The following is a 21,912-nucleotide window of genomic DNA, read 5'->3' on the forward strand; positions in this document are numbered from 1 at the left end:
AAGGAGAACTATGGACAGTTGGGTAATTATCATGATGCTGGCCGTCTCGGTCTTCCTGGGGACACTGGCGCTGCTGGGGATCATGTGGGCCATCCGGACCGGGCAGTTCGACGACAAAGAGAAGTTCCTCAACCAGGTGCAGTACGACGGGGAGGACGAACTCAATGACGCCGCGAAACAGGCGGAAAAGAAGAAGGCGATGAAAAAGAAAAAAGAGGAGGCTTACCGGCCGGAATAAGCCTCTTATCGCCAGCTTTCACCTCTCTCCCCACAATCTTCTGTATTCTTTCATGATTTTTTCATACCGCATCATTACCATACCTCTCAAACAAAACAGGAGTTCAAACAATGAAAAAAATGGTAATGGCTGCAGCGACGGCGGCGGTAATGGCGACAAGCGGTATGGCGGCAAAGGGAACGGCTTCGACAGTGACGGAGGAGCAGCTCGATACGCTCGTGTTTATCTACCAGGAGGAGAAAGTCGCCCGCGATACGTACATGACACTGGGAAACATGTACACGAACCAGACGGTGTTTGCCAATATCCAGGCGTCGGAGCAGGAGCACATCGATCAGGCACAGGTGCTGTGCGAGCGTTACGGCGCCGATATCTCCGGCATCGACGAAACGGACGTGGGCGTGTTTGAAATCCCGGTGCTCCAGGAGCTCTACGATACGCTGGTCGCGCAGGGGACACAATCCGAGCTGAGTGCACTGATGGTCGGCGAATACATCGAGATCACCGACATCGATGACCTTGAAACGGCCGAAGAGGGGATGCCTTCGGATGTCGTCAACACCTTTGAAAACCTCAAAGCGGGTTCGCTGAACCACCTGGCAGGCTTCCGCGACGCCATCGATGCCTATAACAGCAGCAAGTAGACGTGAGGCTCTTCTTACTCGCAGCAGCCTTCGCCGGCCTGTTGTCCGCCGGTGGGCTGCAGCTTTCCACCCCCGTTGATGCCGTGAGCGCCTATTACCGGGCGATGAACAGTGCCGACCTCACTGCATTGAAACATGTCATGGAGGAAGCTTCCTACGATACGGAGATGCAGATCTACGCCCTCTCCATAGCATTTAAAGATCCCGATTTACGTCAACATTTGAACGGCTATGCCGAACATGAAGCAGACAAGCTCGCCGTGGAACGTGCCGTTGCTGACAAACTCAGACAGCGTCCGAAACGTTCTGTTTCCGGTTTCACCGTACAGAAGCTCGGGAAAGAGCGCTGCAGCGTGAAGTACCGGGAGAATGGAAAGAAACGAACGCTCTACGTACGTAAAATCGGCGAAATATGGAAGATCGACTATATGGCAGGGCGGCCGACGGAGAATACCGTGACGACAGAGCAAAAGAGTGTGGCTTCAATAAAAGACTGATAATAGGGTGTCACTGGGATATGTGAATGTGAGTGGCACGCCCGGAGGGATTCGAACCCCCGACTCCTGGTACCGGAAACCAGTGCTCTATCCAGCTGAGCTACGGACGCATCGTTTGTGAAGCGCGAAATTATAACTTACAATCTTTAAAGCGCGCCATAGATTCAACGGCGCTCTTCCGTTGCTCCCCGGAATGTTCAGACCACCGACTTAAACCGTATCATCTGCCCTTCCACAGTGAGACGGATGGGGCTCTCTTTTTGCTTCTGCCATGCATTCTGCAGGGCGATGAGCAGGGAAAGGTCCGGGCGCTTTTGCGTCACGACGGGTTTGAAGAACTCCGCTTCTTCGAAGACAGGGGCGTGACCGTTCTTGTCGAAGCCCATCGCTTCCAGTCCTCTCGGGTGGGAGAGCCCCAGTGCAACGGCAATGGGATGGAGGCTCTCTTCGTCTTTTAACTCGATGGCGTCGTCGTAGATGCAGTAGGCCTCGACGGGGTTTTGGAGGTAGCATTGGTAAATGGCAGCCAGGTCGATGATGTAGAAGAGATCGTCTGCAACGCGGAGCAGCTGCTCATTGTTATTGCTTTCGGCGCCGAGGATGAGCGGGACGATATCGCTGCCCTGCTGGTGCAGCAGGGCCTTGCCTGTGGCGACCATCCATTCGACAAGGGGCAGGGTCTCCGTGTCGGTACTGCTGCCGATGACGATGACGCTCTCTTTCTCGTTTTGCAGCAGCGAGACGCCTTTGCCCCGGGTTTCGATGACGGGAGGGAGCGGATCAACCCCGAAGGCTTTGAGGTGGTCCAGCATAAAGGCTTTGGCTTTTTCGAACATCGGGATGACTCCGGGCAATTTTTGCGCTATTGTATCCTCATCATCGCCAAAAAGTGATGAACCGGAAGGAATGGCCGATGAGGTGCTGAGGTCAGGAAAGAAAATCGGAGCGGGCCGCCCTCTCGGAAAAGAGCGGCCGGGTGCGAAAGGTTACGGGGCCAGATTGACCTTGAAGACGCCCTGGGCCTCTTCGGAAGCGCTGATGAGTTTCCAGCCGATGATCTCCTTGCTGTCATCCTTGCTTGCATAGACTTTCCACCGGTAGATGGCACCGTCTTGCAGTGCGGGACCATCATAAAGGTAGGTCAATTGCGAACTGGGTGGGTTGACCAGCTTCGTCAGGTTTTCATCAAACCCGCCCCAGATGGTGTTGCCGTCCACGTCGACGAGTTCGAGGACGTAATCACTTGTACTGGGATATGCCTGCCAACTAAAGGTCGGTGTCGTTGTCGCGATCTCGACCGGAACGCCGGTAGTAGCCGTGGCAGGCGAGTTTAGAACTACTGCCCCGGTGACATCAATGTCCGCGTCCGGCGAAGTGACGTTGGCATTGGTGACGTTGACTTCGGGTTCACCGAATTTGATAATCGAATCCGGGTCGACAACATAACCGTCGATGTTGTAAGTCGCGCGGAGGTAATAATCCCCGGGTGCGACACGACTCATAAGATAGTTCGTGTTGCTTGTCATGACATTGGTGCCGGGGATTACAGCATTGGTCTGCGGGTCGGTAAGACTGACATCGACTTCACTATTGGTGATCGAGAGGAACTTCACTGTACCGCTGACACTGTAACCGCTGATCGGCGTCAGACGGATATAGTCGACGATGCTTTCTGTATCGGCTGCAATCGAAACGTTGCTGTCAGAGCTATAGGTTTCATGCCCCAGTGCCCGGATGGTGAGATTATAATCGGATACAGGCAGGTTATACATCATGACGTCACCGGCAAGCGATGTAACAGCCGTATAATGTTCCTGTGTCGCCTGGTCGGTAAGAATGACGAGGGCCCCGAAATCATTGCTGTACTCTACCAGACTGAGGTTTAGCCAGCCGTAGCTCATGCCGTCACTGATCGGCTTGAGGCGGACATCGTATGATGTGGTTGTACTGAGGGGAACGCCGATAACGCCGTCAAGCGGACTGGGATAGAACCCCTGTGCCGCGACGCGGATCTCGTAAACGATATCGACGGGAACGTCGAACGTATAGTTGCCGTTGGCATCGGTAAAAACGGGATCGAGTGCATTCTGGCGTGTTTCGGCATCAAGGATAAGCACTTGCGCCCCTTCGACACTGACGTTTGTCTCGGCGTTGGTCACCATGCCTGAAATGGTGATTGTTTTAGCATCCCCTCCGCCGCCACCGCCGCCACCGCAGGCGGTAATCAACAGTGCGCTGGCAACAAGTATGACGGCCACTGCGCTCCTGCGTAAGAGTGTTGAATGCTTCATATAGCTCTCCTTTGATTGTAGTCACGGCTGGTAGCCGCTTGTCAAATAAGCGTGAAGGTTAACAGATAATTATTTAACGTATCCGGTTCTGATCCGAACTTTTGTAGTCTCTTTTTTTGAACGTTATTTTTCATGAATATCTATACTGCAAATTGTGTAAAGTAGGCATTTGCCTGCTGCAGAGAGTGGAATAGGGAGAGAGGAGACAGCACCCCGATCGCAGGTGCTGTCGATCGTCGCTGATTTTCTGAAACGTTATGAAATAACTTACCTTAGCCAAATCAAGATCGGTATGACACATGACATATGTGTTGGATACTTTGAAAATCGTTTAACAGTAGTAAGAATGTTTGTGTGGATTGTATTCTTGAAAGTAAATGGTGCGCCCGGAGCGATTCGAACGCCCGACCGCTGGTACCGCAAACCAGTGCTCTATCCAGCTGAGCTACGAGCGCACACCAGTTATCCGTTAAGGAGGCTGAAATTATAGCTGTAAAAGCTTAGAGTTTTTTTAAAACTCCTGCTTTTTAGCCAATTCCGTCAAAAAAGACTCCATATCGTATTTACTGCGGTATTCCGGCGTCATGATATGGATGAGAACGTCACCGAGGTCGACGACGATCCATTCGCCGCTTTCATCCACCTGGTTGAAGTGTTCGCCCGGCTTCAGATCCTTCTTGAGGTAGTCGAGGAGGGCGTGGGTATGGCGTTCCCCCAGGGAGGTCGCAATAATGACGTATTCGACAAAGTAGTCGCGTTCGCGAAGGTCGAAGAGTTCGATCGCCTCTGCTTTGTTGCGGTCAAGCACGTCAATAATCTTTTCTAGTCGTTTTTGCACTGAATTTCCTTGTAATAGTTTTCAATCTCTTTCCGGACGCCGTCGGGAATGAGATGGGTCTTCTGTAATGAGCGGAGTTCGGTCGAACTGATGTCGACGTCGACATCGAGCCGCAGGTAGCGTGAGGGTACCTCGCTGCCCTTCCGGCTGGCGACCACCCAGGTCACCATGCGGTCCAAAGCGTCGAATTCATGCCATTTCGTGAGTGCATCGAGGTTGTCGGCCCCGATGACAAGGTAGATGTCCGGATCGACCTCTTTGAAATGGCGGACGGTCTCAACCGACGGTACGGGACGGCCCTGTTCAATTTCGAATGCACTTACCCGCACGCGTTTATTGGACGCAAACATACGCTCCAGCCATTGAAGACGAAGCTCCGGGGGAGCATGGGTGCCGCTTTTGAACGGATTGACATAGGCCGGAACGATATAGAGCGTTTCGATCGGAAGGGTGTCCAGTATCCGTGAAACGACAGCGACGTGTCCGGCATGGGGAGGATCGAAAGAACCGCCGAAAATCGCTATCGCCATGGCCCCGCTTTTTAACGAAATTATATCTAAGCTTGGGTAAAATCACGCACAATCATAACTCTAGTGAAGGACGACACTGCATGGAGCTTCTCAACATCAAAGATCTTGACCTGCAGGACAAAAAAGTATTTATCCGCTGTGATTTCAACGTACCGCTTGATTCGTTCGGAAACATCTCCGACGACCGCCGTATCCGCTCGGCGATTGCGACGATCAACTACTGCCTGGATAAAGACTGTGCCGTGATCCTTGCGTCGCACATGGGACGTCCGAAGGGCGAGGTCGATCCGAAATACTCCCTCGAGCCGGTACGCCTGCGTCTGCAGCAGCTGCTCAAGCGCAGTGTCACCCTGGCCAAAGATGTCGTCGGTGAAGATGCCCTGGCCAAAGCGGCCGCGCTGCCGCGCCATGAAGTCCTTCTGCTGGAAAACCTCCGCTTTGAAAAAGGCGAAACGAAAAATGACGATGTCCTTGCCGAGAAACTGGCGGGCATGGCCGATTTCTATATCAATGACGCTTTCGGCGTGAGCCACCGCGCCCATGCCTCCGTTGAGGCGATTACCAAGCATTTTGACGAGAAGCACAAAGCGGCGGGCTTCCTGCTGCAAAAAGAGATCCGCTTCTTCGGTACGCTGATCAAGCAGCCGGTCCGCCCCTTCGCTGCCATCGTTGGCGGGAGCAAGGTCTCGGGCAAGCTCGAAGCACTGATCAACCTGCTGCCGCGGGTCGACAAGATCATCATCGGAGGGGGGATGGCCTTCACCTTCCTCAAACAGCTCGGCTATGACGTCGGAAACTCCCTGGTGGAAGATGACCTGCTCGATGAGGCGCAGAAGATCATGGACGAAGCGCGCCGCCGCAAGGTGAAGTTCTACCTGCCGGTCGATGTTGTCGCCGCGCAGACCTTCTCCGCGGATGCCACCAGTAAGCTCGTCTCCGCTCAGGAGATCCCGCAGGGGTGGATGGGCCTCGATATCGGGCCGGCGACGGTGCGTCTCTACCGCGAAGTCCTCAACGACGTTCAGACGGTCCTCTGGAACGGTCCGATGGGCGTTTACGAGATGGAACGCTTCGCCCGCGGTTCCAGCAAAATCGCCCACTTTGTTGCCGACTCCTATGCGACGACAGTCGTCGGCGGCGGGGATACGGCGGACCTGGTCCAGCGCATCGGCCTTGACGAAGAGATGACCTTTATCTCCACGGGGGGCGGGGCGTCTCTGGAGCTGCTCGAGGGCAAAGTGCTTCCGGGTGTCAAGCCGCTCCTGATCAAGGCACACGATTGATCATCGCGGCCAACTTCAAGACGAACCATACCCGCGCTGCCACCCAGTCGTACCTGGAGAAGGTTACCGCTTACATCGCCGAAGCCGAGATCACCGATGAGGTGATGGTCTTCCCGCCCGCCACGGCACTATGCGGCAGCAGAGGAGGCGTGACTGTCGGCGCACAAAATGCCTGGGCTACCGAAAACGGGGCATACACCGGCGAGATCGGGACGGAGCAGCTTGACGAGTTCGGGATCAGAACGATCCTGATCGGGCATTCGGAGCGCCGCCATATTCTCGGGGAGTCCCAGACGCTTGTCGCGGAAAAGTTCGCCTATTTCAAAGCGCTCGGGTTCCGCATCGTCTACTGTATCGGCGAACCGCTGGAGGTCCGTGATGCCGGGAACGAGGCCCTGATGGCCTACCTGGCGGAACAGCTCGAGGGGATCGATCTCGCGTATGCGAACCTGGTCATCGCCTATGAACCGGTCTGGGCGATCGGTACGGGCCGTGTCCCCAGTGAAAACGAGATCGAACTGATCCACGGCGCCCTGGCGAAACTGACGGCGGCGCCGCTGCTCTACGGCGGCAGTGTCAAGGTCGGCAATGCTGCGGATATTTTGGCGCTTAAGCATGTGGACGGTGCGCTTGTCGGAAGCGGCGCGCTCGATGCAGATGATTTCTGCCGGATGATCGCTGCGGCGAAACAAATTAATAAACAGGAGGTTTAATATGTTGATGAAGGGTAAAAAGGGTCTGATCGTCGGACTGGCAAATGACAAATCGATTGCGTACGGTATTGCGAAAGCGTGCCACGACCAGGGGGCGGAACTGGCGTTCACCTACCTTAACGATGCGCTCAAAAAACGCGTGGAGCCGATTGCCGAATCCTTCGGTTCGGACAAAGTGTATGAGCTTGACGTCTCCAACCCCGATCATATGGATGCGATCGCGGGACTGATTGAAAAGGACATGGGCAAGATCGACTTTCTCGTCCACTCCGTCGCATTTGCTCCGAAAGAGGCGCTGACGGGCAGCTTCCTGGAAACAACGAAGAGCGCGTTTAACATTGCGATGGAGATCTCCGTCTTCTCCCTGATCGACCTGACGAACAAGCTCCAGCCGGTCCTGGCGGACGACGCTTCGATTCTGACACTGAGCTACCTCGGCGGGCCGAAATACGTCGCCAACTATAATGTAATGGGTGTCGCGAAGGCGGCCCTGGAGTCAACGGTGCGCTACATGGCGGTCGACCTCGGTACGAAAGGGCAGCGCGTCAACGCCATCAGCGCCGGTCCGATCAAGACCCTTGCCGCGGCGGGCATCGGCGACTTCAAACAGATCCTGCGCTGGAACGAACTCAATGCGCCGTTGAAGAAGAACGTTACAATCGAAGAAGTGGGGAATTCGGCAATGTACCTGCTGAGCGACCTGGCTTCCGGCGTCAGCGGGGAGATTCACTACGTCGATGCCGGCTATAACATTATGGGTATGGCGGCCGTCGAGAAGAACGCCGAGGGCAAAACGGTCCTCAGCTGGGACGAAAACAAGTAGGCATTTCCGAAGAGCGTTTGATACGCTCTATACATTAATAAGGGGCAAGCGTTTTCTACAGCGCATGCTCCTCTTCCATTCTATTTTCCTATCGCAGGCATCTTTTCAAGCTTTTCCGAATGCAGTGGTTCGGTCCGGTTTTTCTCTTTGTTATCCAGATAGCGTCCCCATTTATCAAAATAGTATTGCAGCGTGAAACTTTTCTCGGGGTCGGTCTCAGGCTCTGCTGCTGTATCAGTCGTCTCATCGGCTTTGGCAGTTTCAGCGCTCGGTTCGGTCTCAACGGCTGTGTCTTCGGTTACCTTTGACACCTCCGCTTCCTCAACCGGTGCCGCGTCGGAAGATGCGTCTTGTTCAGGAGCCGTCTCAGGCTGTGTATTCTCTTTCCAGTCGGTTGCTTCCCAGTGTTCGTAACTGCGTTGAAGAAAACCTTTTTTGTCAGGGTCAATCTTACCTGTAGGGGTAATGGCATTGAGTTCCGTATTTTGAGAAGGGGAGCTTGTGTCTATGTCAGAAGCACCTGCTGTTATATGGAGGATACAACCTGCCATTATTATGGGCACAAAAAGTTTCATACCTGTTACCTTTGAGTTTTCTTGCATAGTATAGTTATATTAAACATAATCGAAGCTTTGGGAGAATAATAGAGTTTTTTAATATTATCACAAAGCTATCAAGCCCGCTGTACAGGGGGTTTGCGGGGTATGAAAATTTCTTTTGAATTACAGAATTTTTTAAGATTTGTGTGTTAGAATGGACGGCGACGAAACTTAAACATAGGTCAAGCTTAACTTGAAGGAGAATGAATGAAGTTAGTCAAAATGAGCCTGGCAGCAGCAATGCTGATGGGTGTTAGTGCGTTTGCGGTTGACAATGTAAAGATCAGCGGTGACGCTCAGGTAGTTTACGGCACATGGGATGCTGATGGTGTTGGATATGATGCTGTTGCGGTCGATACGGATGGAGCACTTTTCGATAAGGACTCTTCTGCTGCAGACGCTGCGCTGCACCTGAATGTCAGTGCGGACCTGCTTCCGGGTATTTCTGCCGGTGCTTCTTATACGGCGATTTCAAGCCTCGGTCTTGAGAACAACTTCGTTTCCAACGTTTGGGCTTCTTCTCACACAGCGTCTGTACCGAATGGCAATAACTATGCCAATACACCTACGACACAGGCTGTCCTGGGTATTGGCGGTGCAAAAGTTGAAAACTCTAGCTGGTTCAACGAAGCGTGGGCAGCTGTAACACTGGGACACACAACTGCAAAAGTCGGTCGTATGGCTCTTGACACTCCGCTCGCCTTTACGGAAACTTGGTCTGTTGAGCAGAATACGTTCGAAGCGGCTGTCCTCCTGAACCAGGATCTCCCGGATACTACACTGGTTGCTGCGTATGTCGGTAACGGTAACGGTACAGAGTTCTTCGGTGACGGCGGAGCGAACTGGAGCAACGTTTACAGCCTCGGTCTTGCATACACAGGTATTGTCAATGGTGACGGTGCTTTCTCTACTTACGGTACAGACGGTGCATACGCATTCGGTATCGTAAACAACTCGTTCAAACCGCTGACAGTTCAGGCATGGTACTACGATGTAACACGTACGGCACAGGCTTACTGGATCCAGGCTGACCTGAATATGGAAGGCATTATGCTCGGCGGTCAGTATACGGATGTTGATGCGGGCGACCTGACTGGTCTGGATGCGGACAACGCGTTTGCAGTTATGGCCGGTTTCGCAACTGACGCCTTCACAATCAAAGGTTCTTACTCTTCTGTAAGTGATAACGGTGTCGGTGCAGGTTGGAATACTGCAACAAACCTCTTCACAGCACAGTCCAAACTGTATACGGAAGCATGGTGGAACTACGGTTATGTTGCGATGGTTGATGCAACATCTTTCAATATCACGGGTGAAGCTTCTTTGAGCGGTTTCGACCTGGGCGCTTACTATACAAGCGTTTCCAACGACACGATGACAACACATGAAGTCAACGAGCTGACAATCACTGCCGGCACACAGCTTCTGGGTGCACTTGATGCAACTCTGGCTTACATCAACACTGATGCAAAAGACCAGAACAACGGTGACGCATACAACGCTGTTCAGGTTTACCTGACACTGAACTTCTAATTCCGGAAGTTCTTCTTCCGCCTCCGGGCGGAACCCTTTCTTTTCTTTTTTCTTTTCCCGCTATAATTTTTCAACCCAACAAAAAGTACACGCTTTGAACCTACTCTTGCGCAAGGCAGGTTACCTGCTGCTGATGCTGATGCTTATTACGATTATCTCTTTTATGGCCATCCACGCGGCTCCCAACAGTTTCCTCAGCGGGGGGGAACTCAACCCCAATATGTCCGCCGAAGCAATCGAACGTCTCAAAGCCGTTTACGGGCTGGACAAACCGCTCTGGCAGCAGTACACGGATTGGATCGCCAACATGACGCAGCTCGATTTCGGCATCTCCTTCGTCAGCGGGCAGGATGTGACTGCCGAGATCATGAAGCGCCTCCCGATCACCCTGGGGATCAATATTGTCTCTTTACTTTTTGTATTTGCCCTCTCGCTCTGGCTTGGCATCAAAGCGGCGATGCGTTTTGAACAGAAGGCTGACCACGCGATCCGGCAGCTCTCCCTGGTCTCTTTTGCAATGCCCTCGTTCTACCTTGCGCTGTTGATGATCCTGCTCTTCAGTGTCGAACTGCAGTGGCTCCCGATCACGGGCCTGCACAGTATCGGCGGGCCGGAGGAGGGCTTTCCCTACTGGCTTGATATGGCATGGCACCTGATCCTCCCCGTCTTTGTCATGGTCTTCCTGGCCCTGGGATCAATGACGGTATATGTGCGTTCCCTTACGCTGGAGATCCTCAAAAGCGACTACTACTTCTTTGCAAAGGCAAGGAATTTGCCGGAACGGACACTTTTCCGCCGTTACATCCTCCCCAATCTGATGCCCCCCGTCATTACGCTGCTGGGACTATCGCTGCCGGGGCTTATCGGGGGGAGCGTCATCCTGGAACAGATCTTCGGGATCGAGGGGATGGGACAGCTCTTTTACCTGAGTGCGCTAAGCAGGGATTATCCCGTCATTATGGGCATTCTGATGATTACGGCATTCCTGACGCTGCTGGGGAATATGCTGGCGGATATGCTCCTGCTGAAACTGAACCCCTACGCGAAGCGGGGATGAGCGTATTACGTGTTAAGTGTTACGTGCTACGAAATGGGAGTGGTAGTCAAATACAATATTAAGAGGGAAAAAAGGGTGCTCTGTCACCCTTCACTTAGCACTTAGCACTTAGCACTTAGCACTTAGCACTTAGCACTTAGCACTTAGCACTTAGCACGGCGCGAAAACGCGCCTATTCGCCGAACAGCGCTTCGAGGGAGGAGAGGTCCTCTTTTTTCTCTTCGGCCGGCATGCCTTCTTCGGCATTGGCTGAACTTCCGCCCTGTTCGACAAGCTCAATGGCGTAGCCGGTGAGCATGGAGGCGAGACGGATATTGATACCGCTTTTGCCGATCGCTTTTGATTTCTGGTCGCTCGGCAGGGTGACGATCGCTTTTGCTTCGCTCTCTTCATCTTCCGGGTCGCCTTCGATCGTGACGGAGCTGATGATCGCCGGGCTCATGGCGCGGGCGATGAAGAGTTCCGGAACGGAGGTGTACTCGACACAGTCGATGTTCTCGCCCAGCAGTTCGTCGCTGACGGCGTTGATACGGACCCCTTTGACCCCGACGGTCGCACCGACAGGGTCGACCTGCGGGTGGGTCGAGAGCAGGGCGATCTTGGCGCGTTCGCCCGGGATACGCGCACACTTCTCGACGATGACGAGTTTGTCGTTGATCTCGGGAACCTCGAGGCGCAGCAGCTCTTCGAGGAATTTCGGAGAGGTGCGCGAGAGTTCGATGGAGATGCCGTTGATCTTGTCGATGTTGACGCGGCGGACGACGGCGTTGACGACGTCGCCGACCTTGAAGTGCTCACCCTTGATACGGCTTTTCATCGGGAGGACGGCTTTGACCTCTTCCATATCGATATAGGTATTCTGCTTGCCGTCGACGCGGGTAACGCGTCCGGAGACGATGGTACCGATCTTCTCTTTGTACTTGTTGTACAGTTCGTTCTCGACCATGCGCTGGATATGGAACTCGATTTCGCGGAACAGGGTCGCAGCCGCAGTACGGCCGTGGGATTCGATGTCGTGCTCGATCTGGAATTCGTCGCCGACTTCGACGTCCGGATCGACCTCGGCCTTGGCGCGTGTCAGGCCGATATAGGCCGCGGCCTCCTCGCCCTCGAGACGTTCGTCGTCATCTTCGACAACGGTGATGGTCTGGTAGACGCGGATGCTCTTCGTCTCCGGATCGATTTCCGCATCGTAGGCGAACTCCGGGTTGACCAGGCGCTTGGCCGTCTGGATAAATGCCGCTTTGACCGCTTCTTTCACGCTGTCGGGGGAGAGCCCTTTCTCGTGTGCGATCGATTCAATAATGTCCAGAATATTTTCCATAACTATCCCTGTGTGTATTCGCTAGTCGTTCCATAAAAAAATGTGGGGGTGATTGTTTTTTATAGAAGGGTAGTATTATACCCAAAAAAGACTAAAGTTGCTACTAGCCATGCAACTTAATGCATGCTTAATCAAACGCGGGCTATAATCGCGTTACTATTAAAAGCGCTGATATGAGGCGGGAGAAAGGAAGAGTATGGAGCTTAAAATCGCTCGCAGCCACACCGATAAGAAACCGAAGAAAGTTGATGTCGAAAAGATCGAGAGCATGGTTGAAAAAGAGGGGTCAGTAATCCTCTATTTTGACCGTGAAAACTCGCACAAGGACCTGCTGGCACTGCAGGAGCACTTTGAGAATGAAGGCAAAAGCGTCTATATGCGCGAAGTACGTTTCGGACTCGCCGACAACGAATATATGTACGAAGTGCATATCCTCTAAGCCCGCCCGGGCCCCCAAAGCATTCCCGTGAAAAAACTGTTTATCGAAACCCTCGGCTGCGCCATGAACGTCCGCGACAGCGAACATATGATTGCCGAACTGTCACAAAAAGAGGATTACGCCCTCTGTGACAGTGCCGAAGAGGCCGACCTGATCCTGATCAACACCTGCTCCGTCCGCGAAAAGCCGGTCCATAAGCTCTTCTCCGAACTGGGCGCGTTCAACAAAAAGAAAAAGGCAGACGCCAAGATCGGCGTCTGCGGCTGTACCGCGTCGCACCTGGGTGAGGAGATCATCAAAAAAGCGCCCTACGTCAACTTCGTCCTGGGCGCGCGCAACGTCTCCAAGATCACCGATGTGCTGCACCGGGACAAAGCCGTCGAGACGGAAATCGATTATGACGAGTCCCAGTTCGCTTTCAGCGAGTTCCGCAGTTCGCCGTGGAAAGCTTTTATCAACATCTCCATCGGCTGTGACAAGCAGTGCACCTTCTGTATCGTGCCCAAAACGCGCGGTGACGAGATCTCCATTCCGGCGGATCTGATCGTCAGGGAGGCGGAGAAGGCGGCGGCTACCGGCGCCAGAGAGATCTTCCTGCTGGGGCAGAACGTCAACAACTACGGCCGCCGTTTCTCCGGCGAGCATGAAAAGATCAACTTTACGGAGCTGCTGCGCCGTGTCAGCGCCGTCGAGGGGATCGAGCGGATCCGCTTCACCTCGCCGCACCCTTTCCATATGGATGACGAGTTTATCGGCGAGTTTGCTGCCAACCCGAAGATCTGCAAGTCCATTCACGTTCCCCTGCAGAGCGGCTCGACGCCGATTCTCAAGGCGATGAAACGCGGGTATACCAAGGAGTGGTTCCTCAACCGTATCGAAAAGATCCGCTCGATGGTGCCGGACGTCAGTATCAGTACCGACGTCATCGTCGCGTTCCCCGGCGAGAGCGACGCGGATTTCGAGGAGACGATGGACGTCGTTCGGAAGTCCGGCTTTGAACAGATGTTCAGCTTCAAATACTCCCCGCGCCCGCTGACCGAAGCGGCGGAGTACACGGACGTCGTCGATCCGGAAGTCGCCTCGGAGCGCCTTATGCGCCTTCAAAGCATGCATGATGCGATGCTCGACGAAAAGTGCAAAGCGTATCTGGGACGGACGTTCACTGTCTATTTCGAAGAGCTGCGCAGCGACGGTTTCGTGGCCGGGCGCAGCGACAACAACCTCCTGATCAAAGTCAAGGGCAGTGAAGAGCTGCTGGGACAGTTTGCGGATGTTCGCATTACCCAGACCTACCGTATGGGCCAGGTCGGGGAGCTGGTCGGCGCATAAGATGGCAGCAAAAAAGAAGCGACAGTCGTTCAAAAAGGCGCTGCTTCAGAAGCTGGGCCTCTGGCTCCTGCCCCCGATCGGTGCCCTGCTGATCCGCGTGATCTACCATACGTCGAAAAAACGTTTCAACCTCCCGGCGCACGTCCCCGAAGACCCCGTCATTTTCGCTTTCTGGCACGGTGACCTGCTGCTGATGCCTTACCTCTACTACCGTTTCCGCGACACCCCCAATGCCAATGTCCTGATCTCGGACCATTTCGACGGCCGGATCATTGCACGGGTCATGCGTTACTTCCGCCTGGGCACCATTCACGGCTCCTCCAACCGCAACGCCGCCAAAGTACTGATCGCGGCGATGCGGACGCTCAAAGCGGGGGCGGATATCGGGATCACCCCCGACGGCCCCCGCGGGCCGCGCTATGAAGTGGCCGACGGGATCGTCGCCATGGCGCAGAAAACCGGGGCGAAAGTGATCGTTTTCAGCTGTGTGCCGAGCCGCTGCTGGCGACTGAAAAGCTGGGACCGCTTCGTCATTCCCAAACCCTTCGGCCGCTTGACGTTTTTTGCTTCCGAACCGGTGGATCTGAAAGGGCTGGAGATGGAAGCGGCCAAAGAGATGGTAAAATCAAAGCTGATGGAACACGCGCTGGAGTAGAAAGATGACCAAAGCCGACCTCGGCCGATACCGCCTTGACTTTCTCGATTATCTCCTGGATATACGGGGCTATTCGGACCTGACGGTCAAGAGCTACGACGAGGCTCTGCGGGAGGCGCTCCCGAGGGTCGAATGGACGGAGGAGGCCGGTGTCGCGGTGATCGACCTGATGCCCTACCGGCTGATGATCGCTTCTCAAAAACCCAGGACCATCGCCAAAAAACTCAGCGCATGGCGCAGCTATATCGCCTACCTGAAAAAGCAGGGGCTGTCAATCGAACTGCGCTCGGATGAGAGCATCAAAGTCCCCAAGACCCTCCCCAAACCCGTTTCCCACGCCCATATCATGGAAGCACTCGCCGTGGCCGAGCCGACCGAACGGATGGTCGTGACACTCCTGTACACCCTCGGGCTGCGCCTCTCGGAACTCCACGGGCTTCGGCTTGAGCGGATCGGCCGGGAGTGGGTCCGCATCCGGGGGAAGGGCGACAAGGTCCGCGACGTGCCGCTGACAGAGGCGGCTGGCGAGGTAATTGCAATGCACCAAGAAGCGTGTTCCCCGCGGACATTCCTCTGCGAGTGTAACGGCAGGCGTTTAAGCGAAAATAGTTTAAGATACCTCGTCAACAGGGCATTTGCGCGGGTCGGTCTGAAGGTGACCCCGCATCAGCTCCGCCACGCCTATGCGACCGAACTGCTCAATCATGATGCCCGGATCGCCGACGTGAGCGAACTGCTGGGCCATGCGTCGATGGCAACGACGCAGATCTATACGAAGTTGGGCAGCGCCTTGAAAATGAAGCATTACCGGACGGCCCATCCGCTATGCAAGGAGACCGATGGCATTGGCTGATTTTTTCGCCCGTTTTTATGACAAGGTCTTCATCGGCCTGTATGAATACGGCGGCACCATGCAAATCGGTGTCGTGACGCAGACGAGGCGCGGAGAGATACAGGTGCGGCAGCGCGTCTTTTTTTCCGGCCTGGATGAAGAGGCGCTCGGGTTCTTGCAGGAACAGGTCGAACGCACGCCCTATAACTACATCGCCGTACTGACCGACAGTGAACGCTGCGGCGCGCTGCCGACCTGTTCGCTCTCCAAGGCGAAAGAGATGGCGCCGATCGTGGAGCGGAGCCGGACGCTCTGCATCGACGAAGAGTGGATGAACTACTGCGACGAAGAGGTGCTTTACGGGATCCAGGAGCGCTACGCGGACCTGACTCCTGATGCCATCTATACGCCCTTTGCCGTCTTGCATGCCTATTTCGAAGCGACAATGGCGGGTGCCCATGCGCTTTATGTACTGATTACACCGGGAGGGATGAGTCTGGCAGTTGTCAAAGAGAGCCATCTGCGGTTTGCGGAGCAGTACCGCTGCGACGGGAATGGCTCCGCCGCACCGATGGTGGAGAAAATTACGCTGACGCTCGATAACTATTACGGCAAACCGTGCTGTCGCGGGGAATTCGTCGAGGCTGTTTATATCCTCGATGCTACCGGGTCGGGCGAGGAGCTTGCCGCGGCACTGGAAGAGACCCTGCTGGTGGAAGCACAGAACCGGATGGTCGATGCCGCCGCACTCTGTGCCCAAACGTCTATGAAGGAGAACGGCTATGGATTATAGTTTTATTGATCAGGCGGCTAAAAGCCCCTTTTCAGTCGCCGTACGCCGTGTATGGGTCGGCGGGGGCATTCTCGTCGGACTTCTGCTGGCGGCATCGGCGGGACTGCACCTGGTCAACGGGGAACTGCGCACCTCGGTGCAAAAAGAGCGCAACGCGCAGGAGACGATCCAGCTTCAGACGGCACAACTGCGCGAACAGCATACGCAGTTTTCGCAGAAACAGGAGCTGTGGCAGCAGACCGTTGCGACGGATCAGCTCCTGGCCGATCAGCTTTACGACCTGCTCGACCTCATTCCCGACGATGCGGTATTGACACATTTCGCGTATGACGAAGCGGGGATCCTTTTCGAAGGGACAAGCCGCCGTTTCAGCACCCTGAAGGCGGATCTTGAGCGGGCCCTTTCGGGACGCTATCTCCTCGCTTCGGCGACGTTCAAATCCGGAACGTTCAGCCTGCGATTCAGTGTAACGGGGGGGCTGCAGTGATGCTCAGACGCCAGAATACGGGTTTTGAACTGACCCTTTCGCTCTTCGCCGTCATTTTTCTGATCCTTGGGGTGACGGTCTGGCTGCTGATCCCGGAGGCAAAAGCCTATCTGCAGCTGCAGGATGACGTGCAGAGCGCAGTTGAGCGCAGCGACAGGTTGCAGATGGAATACGACCGGCTCTATGAGACGAAAGAGCAGCTGGCGATGGCAGACGCACGGCTCTCGGAGCGTTTTGAAAACGGTATCGATGCCGTGCAGCTGCAGGCGTGGATCACGACGGTTCTGAAAGATGCACCGTTGACGGTGACGGCTTCCGCCCATGGCTTCGAGGTCTCCGCACGGCTGAAAACCCCGCTGGCATTTTATGCGCTGATCGACCGTCTCGATACCGCCCCCTGGGTTCTGAAAGTCGGCCCCTCACTCTCCATGCAGGCAGAAGGGAATGGGGTACAGGTTATTTTCTCGCTTCACCTGCTGCAGCAGCCAGTTTCTCCCGCACCGCAGTAAAATGATCCGGGTGGGCATAAAGATAGGGACGGACGGCCGCCCCGATGCCCAGCACCCGGCATGACTCCCGGAATGATTTGGGCATGCTGCCTTCTGCTATCGGCGTTACAATAGCACAGCGTGGTGTGATGCTCAAGGCATAGCGGCGTCCCAGCACCAGATTGTCTTCGGCCAGTATCCGCTCTTTTTCCCCCTGTCTCAGCAGATACCCCTGCCGCTTCAGCCAGCGGTCGACGGTACGCATCAATGCCGCACGTTCCAACGACCCGGTTAACATCAGGAAGTCCGAATCAATAACGGCTTCAGGCAGCGGCGCCAGGGCCGCGGCATCGCGGCTGAGAAATGCAAACGAGTTTCTGATCCCGCTTTGGAACTGCTCAAGCAGCGGTGCGGCATGCTGCGTACGGAAACGGTTACGCGTGTGGCGCGGGTCGCGGTTGGAAGCGTCTTCAAAGTAGCGGTATCCGTGTGCATCCAGCCAGGCCCGAAGGTCGTTTTTACCGGTGTCAAGCAGGGGACGGACCAGCCGGTAGCCTTCCCGGTCAGTGACAGGGGCCATCCCCAGCAGCTCGGGGAGCCCGGCGCCTTTGCACAGCTGCATCAGCAGCCACTCCAGCCGGTCATCAAGCTGGTGTGCGGTCAGCAGGACGTCATAACCGTGTGCCTCCATCAACGTGTCGAAGAAACCGTACCGGATACGGCGGGCCTCCGCTTCGAAGTTTTCGGAGATCTCGCCGCTGTCATGAACGTGGCACTGTTTGCCGTACTGTGCGGCGAGCGCGCGGGCATGGTCGGCTTCCGCATCGCTCTGTTCACGGGTATGATAGTTGACGTGGGCGATATCGAAAGGGACCTTTTCGTGCAGCAGCAGGTAAAAGAGGGCGGTGGAGTCAATGCCGGCGGAGAACGCCAGCAAATTTTTCCCCTTGGCTAGGAACGGAAGGGTCCGGGGATCAAGCATGGCCCGTAACGGTCGCCGTCAGTGTCTCACCGACAAGCTCCATGATCTTGGCGCGGTAGGGTACGCCGAAAGAGAGCTCTTCGTCGAGGGCGTTGTCGTTGACATAGATCTCGCCGTCGATCTCCGGGGCCCAGCGCAGGTCGCGTGCGCTGAGGAGGTATTCATGTTCGTCGCTTTCGCCGTCGATGACGAGGGTGATTTCACTGCCGACCATCTTCTGCAGGGAAGCGAGTTTCGCCTCTTCGGCAATAGCGCCCAGGATCTCGGCACGCTCTGCAATCGTCTCCGCGTCGACCTTGTCGGTGCGCTCAAAGGCGCTTGTGCCCTCCTCGTCGGAGTAGGCGAAGACGTTGATGCGGTCAAAACCGAAGGTGCGGGCGTAATCGCACATCGCCCGGAAGCTCTCCTCCGTTTCGCCCGGGTGGCCGACGATGAAGCTGGTACGTACGAAACGCTCCGGCAGCTTGCGCATGTAGTCGAGCAGTTTCTCAGTCTGTTCCCGGCCGGCACCGCGTTTCATAATCTTGAGCATGCCGTCGTCGATGTGCTGGATCGGCATATCGAAGTAGTTGTGGAAGGTTTTCGACTTCGCGATCGTCTCCAGCAGTTTCATCGATGTCGTCGTCGGATAGAGGTAGAGGATGCGGGCACTTCTGACCCCTTCGATCAGCTCGACGCGTTTGATGAGCTGGATGAGCCCGTCTTTGAAACCCTGGTCGCGGAGGAAGGAGCTGGAGTCCTGGGAGATGAAACTGAAGTCGTAATACCCCTTCTTTACAAGCCCCTCGACCTCGGCGGCGATGCTCTCCAGCGTCCGGGAGTGGAGCTTACCTTTGAAGGAGGGGATGGCGCAGAACGAACAGCTCTGGTTGCACCCCTCGGAGAGTTTGACATAGGCGTGATAGGTCGAGCCCGTGACGACGCGCTCGGCACCGTCGATCAGGTAGACCTCGTCGCTGAAGCGGCTCTGTTTTGCTGCCAGGAGTTCATCGATCTTGTCATAGTCGCCGACACCGGTGAAGATGTCGACCTCGCTGAGCTCTTTGCTCAGTTCTTCCTTGTAGCGCTCGCTGAGGCAGCCGGCCATGACGAGGACAGAGTCCTCCTTGCGGGAAGCATCGAGGCTCAGGACCGTATTGAGGGACTCTTCCTTGGCCGCGTCGATAAAGCCGCAGGTGTTGACGATGATGACGTCGGCATCTTCGCTCTCCTGGGTCAGTTCGTACGATTGTAGCCGTCCCATCATGACTTCGGTATCCACGAGGTTCTTGGTGCACCCCAACGAGACGATATGCAGTTTTTTTGTACTCATGCTTTGCCTGTGAGAGGGCACAGCGGTTTTCACTCTGCCCTTTATTATAATTACGCAATTATAGCGAAAGGGCACCTCTAAAGACCCTGCACGGTCTCAGCGCTGCAGAGAAAAGTCATAATCAAGGCGACGCTTTGAAAACCTGGCTGTAGCCAAGTCGAAAAGCGGCAACGCCGGGTATGGCTTTTCTCTGCAACGCCCTTGGGGAGGGCTTTTGAAGCATGATCTTTCCTCCATTTTCTTCTGGACTTAGCTACGGCTAGGCCTGCGCAGAAAACAAAGAAAATCTCACGCTTCAAAAATCCTCTGAGATCCGTACAGGGTTTTTAGAGTTGCCCGAAAGGGGACGCGTGGAGTATGATGTAGCCATTCTCGGCGGCGGTGCGGCGGGTCTGATGGCCGCGGCCCGCCTGAACGAACGGGGCGGATTGTCCGTCTGTGTCGTTGAGGGCAACGCCAAACCCGGGGCCAAGATCCGTATCAGCGGCGGCGGAAAGTGCAACCTGACCAATGTCACCGTCTCCGAGCACAACTACCTTGGCGATGCGACACTGGTCCGGAGTGTCTTGAAACGGTTTGACGACAGTGCCCTGCTGAACTGGGTACGCGCGCGGGGCTGTGAGCCGGTTGTCCGCAAAGCGCGTTACTATTTCTGCCCGCGCAGTGCCGAGGAACTCATCGATATCCTGCTCAAATCCGCCGAAGGGGTCCGCTTCTTCCTCGGACACAAAATCGAGACGGTCCGTCAGAAGGAAAATGGCTTCTTCGTCACGACGGATAAAACGACGCTCAAGGCACGCAACGTGATTGTCGCCACGGGCGGGGTCAGTTACGCCTCCGTGGGCGCGACGGACATCGGCCTGAAGATCGCCGAAAGTTTCGGGATCGAGACGGTGCCGTTCCGTCCGGCATTGGCGGGAATGACGCTGCAAAAAGAGCAGTTCTGGATGAAGGATTTGAGCGGGATCAGTTTTCCGGTGACGATACATGTCGGTGAAAAACGTCTCAGGGAGGATATGCTTTTTGCCCACCGCGGTATCAGCGGCCCGGCCGTTCTGTCTGCGTCGCTCTACTGGGAGAAGGGGACAGTCACCATTGATTTCCTCGACGGCCGTTCTGTCGAAGCGGTGTTGAAACGGGGCGGGAACAAAAAAATTGCCACCGCTATTCCGTTGCCGAAACGTTTTATAACAGCATTCCTTGATGCTCTGGGGGTAGAGGATAAGCCCTGCAGTGCAGTGACAGCAGAAGAAAAAGTAATGCTCAAAACATTGAATGCCTATACGTTCGCCCCGGCCGGAACCTTCGGGTTTACGAAAGCGGAGGTGAGCAAGGGCGGCGTCGCCTGCAATGCGCTGCAACCCTATTCGTGCGAAAGCAGGGGTGTACGGGGGCTCTATTTTGTCGGGGAGGTCGTCGACGTGACGGGCGAACTCGGCGGTTACAATTTCCAGTGGGCCTTTGCAAGCGGGCGTTGTGCGGCGGATCACATTGGTGCGGTTTAAAGTTGCGTTAAAATCGCAGTGGGTATAATCAGGGAAACACAGCAGGTGTTATACTGTACTAAAAGGTGTACTATGCTTAAAAAAATTGTGCTGCCGGCGTTGTTGGTTCTGGGAATGAATGCCTACGCTGAAGAAGATGCTGCCAAAGGTCTGATCGGGGTAGAATTCGGATATGTTGACACGAACTATAATACTGAGGGCTTCTCGGGGGATGAAACAAGTGAAGTGGGAACAGGGTCACTCGGCCTGAAACTGGGAGCGGAGAGCCGTAACTACCGTGTCTTCATCGACAGCAGTTTCTGGTATACGGACCAATACAAAAAAGCCGGAAAGATCGGTGCGTCACTGCAGTACCTTATTCCGCTCGGCGATGCGTTCAACATTTTCATGGGTCTGAACGGCGGTGTTATCAACTCTATCGGGGACACCGATGTTGATCCCTACTACGGTGCGGACCTCGGTGTCAACCTGAACCTGAGCGAAAGTTTCGGTATAGAACTGGGTGCACGTTACTGTGACGTTTCAGACTCCAATGCAGACCTCGCGATCACCGATATGGTTCAGGGATACATCTCTGCCATCTTCAAATTCAGCAGCGATTATTAATCCGCTGTCCGGGCAGCGGTGATTCCGCTGCACTGTTTTTATTGCATTTTTCATAAGTGCGACGGTTCTTCTTCATAGACGAAGCGGTCAATTAGTGACTTTCAGAGCCGGTTT

The 21,912-nt window shown here is 55.0% G+C and carries 25 protein-coding genes and 2 tRNA genes; 17 read left to right on the forward strand and 10 right to left on the reverse strand.

Annotation, left to right across the window (positions count from 1 at the left end):
• Positions 1–10 precede the first annotated feature (10 nt).
• The 3 genes from ccoS to WCX49_RS02850 all read left to right on the forward strand — a co-directional run bounded on the left by ccoS (position 11) and on the right by WCX49_RS02850 (position 1,379).
• Positions 11–238: a cbb3-type cytochrome oxidase assembly protein CcoS gene (ccoS, locus tag WCX49_RS02840; RefSeq protein ID WP_345986067.1), complete on the forward strand. Its 228-nt coding sequence runs from the start codon at positions 11–13 to the stop codon at positions 236–238.
• Positions 239–348: 110 nt separating this feature from the next.
• A complete protein-coding gene (locus WCX49_RS02845) occupies positions 349–882 on the forward strand; it encodes a DUF2202 domain-containing protein (RefSeq protein WP_345986068.1) in 534 nt (177 codons plus the stop codon).
• Positions 883–884: 2 nt separating this feature from the next.
• Positions 885–1,379 (forward strand): hypothetical protein, encoded by a 495-nt coding sequence (locus WCX49_RS02850; RefSeq protein ID WP_345986069.1) that lies wholly within the window; start codon positions 885–887, stop codon positions 1,377–1,379.
• Between the two features lie 33 nt (positions 1,380–1,412).
• On the opposite strand, the gene WCX49_RS02855 is transcribed toward WCX49_RS02850, so the two are convergent.
• The 6 genes from WCX49_RS02855 to nadD all read right to left on the reverse strand — a co-directional run bounded on the left by WCX49_RS02855 (position 1,413) and on the right by nadD (position 5,038).
• Positions 1,413–1,489, reverse strand: a tRNA-Arg gene (locus WCX49_RS02855).
• An 87-nt stretch (positions 1,490–1,576) separates the two neighbouring features.
• A complete protein-coding gene (locus WCX49_RS02860; RefSeq protein WP_345986070.1) occupies positions 1,577–2,233 on the reverse strand; it encodes a hypothetical protein in 657 nt (218 codons plus the stop codon).
• A gap of 132 nt (positions 2,234–2,365) precedes the next feature.
• Complete coding sequence (locus tag WCX49_RS02865; protein WP_345986071.1) at positions 2,366–3,637, reverse strand: carboxypeptidase-like regulatory domain-containing protein; 1,272 nt, start codon at positions 3,635–3,637, stop codon at positions 2,366–2,368.
• A 411-nt stretch (positions 3,638–4,048) separates the two neighbouring features.
• A tRNA-Arg gene (locus WCX49_RS02870) sits at positions 4,049–4,125 on the reverse strand.
• Between the two features lie 56 nt (positions 4,126–4,181).
• On the reverse strand, positions 4,182–4,508 hold the full coding sequence (gene rsfS / locus WCX49_RS02875) for a ribosome silencing factor (protein WP_345986072.1): 327 nt from the start codon (positions 4,506–4,508) through the stop codon (positions 4,182–4,184).
• Positions 4,493–5,038 carry a nicotinate (nicotinamide) nucleotide adenylyltransferase gene (gene nadD / locus WCX49_RS02880; RefSeq protein WP_345986073.1) on the reverse strand — a complete coding sequence of 182 codons (546 nt, stop codon included), beginning with the start codon at positions 5,036–5,038 and terminating at the stop codon, positions 4,493–4,495. The genes rsfS and nadD overlap by 16 nt, the downstream gene beginning before the upstream one ends.
• Positions 5,039–5,118: 80 nt before the next feature.
• On the opposite strand from nadD, the gene WCX49_RS02885 reads away from it, so the two are divergent.
• Genes WCX49_RS02885 through fabI form a run of 3 tightly spaced genes read left to right on the forward strand, consistent with a single transcriptional unit; the run spans position 5,119 to position 7,857 of the window.
• Complete coding sequence (locus tag WCX49_RS02885) at positions 5,119–6,321, forward strand: phosphoglycerate kinase (RefSeq protein ID WP_345986074.1); 1,203 nt, start codon at positions 5,119–5,121, stop codon at positions 6,319–6,321.
• A complete protein-coding gene (locus WCX49_RS02890; RefSeq protein ID WP_345986075.1) occupies positions 6,318–7,034 on the forward strand; it encodes a triose-phosphate isomerase in 717 nt (238 codons plus the stop codon). The genes WCX49_RS02885 and WCX49_RS02890 overlap by 4 nt, the downstream gene beginning before the upstream one ends.
• Before the next feature lies 1 nt (position 7,035).
• Positions 7,036–7,857: an enoyl-ACP reductase FabI gene (fabI, locus tag WCX49_RS02895; protein WP_345986076.1), complete on the forward strand. Its 822-nt coding sequence runs from the start codon at positions 7,036–7,038 to the stop codon at positions 7,855–7,857.
• Between the two features lie 80 nt (positions 7,858–7,937).
• Here fabI and WCX49_RS02900 read toward each other — a convergent pair whose 3' ends face one another.
• Positions 7,938–8,432, reverse strand: a complete 495-nt coding sequence (locus WCX49_RS02900) for a hypothetical protein (RefSeq protein ID WP_345986077.1) — start codon at positions 8,430–8,432, stop codon at positions 7,938–7,940.
• A gap of 231 nt (positions 8,433–8,663) precedes the next feature.
• Between WCX49_RS02900 and WCX49_RS02905 the strand changes: the two genes are divergently transcribed.
• The gene (locus tag WCX49_RS02905; protein WP_345986078.1) at positions 8,664–9,989 is read left to right on the forward strand and encodes a hypothetical protein; all 1,326 of its coding nucleotides are present in this window, start codon (positions 8,664–8,666) and stop codon (positions 9,987–9,989) included.
• 94 nt (positions 9,990–10,083) lie between these two features.
• Positions 10,084–11,046, forward strand: coding sequence for an ABC transporter permease (locus tag WCX49_RS02910; RefSeq protein ID WP_345986079.1), 963 nt, complete (start codon positions 10,084–10,086; stop codon positions 11,044–11,046).
• A 172-nt stretch (positions 11,047–11,218) separates the two neighbouring features.
• Here the strand turns inward: WCX49_RS02910 and nusA are convergent, their stop codons facing one another.
• Positions 11,219–12,370 carry a transcription termination factor NusA gene (nusA, locus tag WCX49_RS02915; RefSeq protein ID WP_345986080.1) on the reverse strand — a complete coding sequence of 384 codons (1,152 nt, stop codon included), beginning with the start codon at positions 12,368–12,370 and terminating at the stop codon, positions 11,219–11,221.
• Positions 12,371–12,566: 196 nt separating this feature from the next.
• Here nusA and WCX49_RS02920 point away from each other — a divergent pair, with 196 nt between their 5' ends.
• The 7 genes from WCX49_RS02920 to WCX49_RS02950 are packed head-to-tail and all read left to right on the forward strand — an operon-like array spanning position 12,567 to position 17,414.
• A complete protein-coding gene (locus tag WCX49_RS02920) occupies positions 12,567–12,809 on the forward strand; it encodes an HP0268 family nuclease (protein ID WP_345986081.1) in 243 nt (80 codons plus the stop codon).
• A gap of 27 nt (positions 12,810–12,836) precedes the next feature.
• The gene (miaB, locus tag WCX49_RS02925) at positions 12,837–14,138 is read left to right on the forward strand and encodes a tRNA (N6-isopentenyl adenosine(37)-C2)-methylthiotransferase MiaB (RefSeq protein ID WP_345986082.1); all 1,302 of its coding nucleotides are present in this window, start codon (positions 12,837–12,839) and stop codon (positions 14,136–14,138) included.
• Between the two features lies 1 nt (position 14,139).
• On the forward strand, positions 14,140–14,793 hold the full coding sequence (locus WCX49_RS02930) for a lysophospholipid acyltransferase family protein (RefSeq protein ID WP_345986083.1): 654 nt from the start codon (positions 14,140–14,142) through the stop codon (positions 14,791–14,793).
• 4 nt (positions 14,794–14,797) lie between these two features.
• Positions 14,798–15,646 carry a tyrosine-type recombinase/integrase gene (locus WCX49_RS02935; RefSeq protein WP_345986084.1) on the forward strand — a complete coding sequence of 283 codons (849 nt, stop codon included), beginning with the start codon at positions 14,798–14,800 and terminating at the stop codon, positions 15,644–15,646.
• Positions 15,633–16,418, forward strand: coding sequence for a hypothetical protein (locus WCX49_RS02940; protein WP_345986085.1), 786 nt, complete (start codon positions 15,633–15,635; stop codon positions 16,416–16,418). Before WCX49_RS02935 ends, WCX49_RS02940 begins: the two co-directional genes overlap by 14 nt.
• Entirely contained in the window at positions 16,408–16,905 is a 498-nt protein-coding gene (locus tag WCX49_RS02945; RefSeq protein WP_345986086.1) for a hypothetical protein, read from the forward strand. The genes WCX49_RS02940 and WCX49_RS02945 overlap by 11 nt, the downstream gene beginning before the upstream one ends.
• Positions 16,905–17,414, forward strand: a complete 510-nt coding sequence (locus WCX49_RS02950; protein WP_345986087.1) for a cell division protein ZapB — start codon at positions 16,905–16,907, stop codon at positions 17,412–17,414. The genes WCX49_RS02945 and WCX49_RS02950 overlap by 1 nt, the downstream gene beginning before the upstream one ends.
• Here WCX49_RS02950 and tilS read toward each other — a convergent pair.
• Positions 17,362–18,330, reverse strand: a complete 969-nt coding sequence (gene tilS / locus WCX49_RS02955) for a tRNA lysidine(34) synthetase TilS (protein ID WP_345986088.1) — start codon at positions 18,328–18,330, stop codon at positions 17,362–17,364. The genes WCX49_RS02950 and tilS overlap by 53 nt on opposite strands.
• A 37-nt stretch (positions 18,331–18,367) precedes the next feature.
• Entirely contained in the window at positions 18,368–19,687 is a 1,320-nt protein-coding gene (gene rimO / locus WCX49_RS02960; protein WP_345986089.1) for a 30S ribosomal protein S12 methylthiotransferase RimO, read from the reverse strand.
• Positions 19,688–20,037: 350 nt separating this feature from the next.
• Between rimO and WCX49_RS02965 the strand changes: the two genes are divergently transcribed.
• Both WCX49_RS02965 and WCX49_RS02970 read left to right on the forward strand, forming a co-directional pair.
• The gene (locus tag WCX49_RS02965) at positions 20,038–21,192 is read left to right on the forward strand and encodes an aminoacetone oxidase family FAD-binding enzyme (protein ID WP_345986090.1); all 1,155 of its coding nucleotides are present in this window, start codon (positions 20,038–20,040) and stop codon (positions 21,190–21,192) included.
• A 72-nt stretch (positions 21,193–21,264) separates the two neighbouring features.
• A complete protein-coding gene (locus tag WCX49_RS02970) occupies positions 21,265–21,798 on the forward strand; it encodes an outer membrane beta-barrel protein (protein ID WP_345986091.1) in 534 nt (177 codons plus the stop codon).
• Positions 21,799–21,912 lie beyond the last annotated feature (114 nt).

The sequence above is a fragment of the Sulfurimonas sp. HSL-1656 genome, from assembly GCF_039645585.1.
Lineage (GTDB): Bacteria > Campylobacterota > Campylobacteria > Campylobacterales > Sulfurimonadaceae > Thiomicrolovo > Thiomicrolovo subterrani.

Bases quoted from the DNA above. Each gene is read 5' to 3' on its own strand.
- ccoS (WP_345986067.1), top strand. From the start codon at position 11: ATGGACAGTTGGGTAATTATCATGATGCTGGCCGTCTCGGTCTTCCTG.
- WCX49_RS02845 (WP_345986068.1), top strand. From the start codon at position 349: ATGAAAAAAATGGTAATGGCTGCAGCGACGGCGGCGGTAATGGCGACA.
- nadD (WP_345986073.1), bottom strand. From the start codon at position 5,038: ATGGCGATAGCGATTTTCGGCGGTTCTTTCGATCCTCCCCATGCCGGA.
- WCX49_RS02885 (WP_345986074.1), top strand. From the start codon at position 5,119: ATGGAGCTTCTCAACATCAAAGATCTTGACCTGCAGGACAAAAAAGTA.
- fabI (WP_345986076.1), top strand. From the start codon at position 7,036: ATGTTGATGAAGGGTAAAAAGGGTCTGATCGTCGGACTGGCAAATGAC.
- WCX49_RS02900 (WP_345986077.1), bottom strand. From the start codon at position 8,432: ATGAAACTTTTTGTGCCCATAATAATGGCAGGTTGTATCCTCCATATA.
- WCX49_RS02905 (WP_345986078.1), top strand. From the start codon at position 8,664: ATGAAGTTAGTCAAAATGAGCCTGGCAGCAGCAATGCTGATGGGTGTT.
- nusA (WP_345986080.1), bottom strand. From the start codon at position 12,370: ATGGAAAATATTCTGGACATTATTGAATCGATCGCACACGAGAAAGGG.
- WCX49_RS02920 (WP_345986081.1), top strand. From the start codon at position 12,567: ATGGAGCTTAAAATCGCTCGCAGCCACACCGATAAGAAACCGAAGAAA.
- WCX49_RS02930 (WP_345986083.1), top strand. From the start codon at position 14,140: ATGGCAGCAAAAAAGAAGCGACAGTCGTTCAAAAAGGCGCTGCTTCAG.
- WCX49_RS02935 (WP_345986084.1), top strand. From the start codon at position 14,798: ATGACCAAAGCCGACCTCGGCCGATACCGCCTTGACTTTCTCGATTAT.
- WCX49_RS02940 (WP_345986085.1), top strand. From the start codon at position 15,633: ATGGCATTGGCTGATTTTTTCGCCCGTTTTTATGACAAGGTCTTCATC.
- WCX49_RS02945 (WP_345986086.1), top strand. From the start codon at position 16,408: ATGGATTATAGTTTTATTGATCAGGCGGCTAAAAGCCCCTTTTCAGTC.
- WCX49_RS02950 (WP_345986087.1), top strand. From the start codon at position 16,905: ATGCTCAGACGCCAGAATACGGGTTTTGAACTGACCCTTTCGCTCTTC.
- rimO (WP_345986089.1), bottom strand. From the start codon at position 19,687: ATGAGTACAAAAAAACTGCATATCGTCTCGTTGGGGTGCACCAAGAAC.
- WCX49_RS02970 (WP_345986091.1), top strand. From the start codon at position 21,265: ATGCTTAAAAAAATTGTGCTGCCGGCGTTGTTGGTTCTGGGAATGAAT.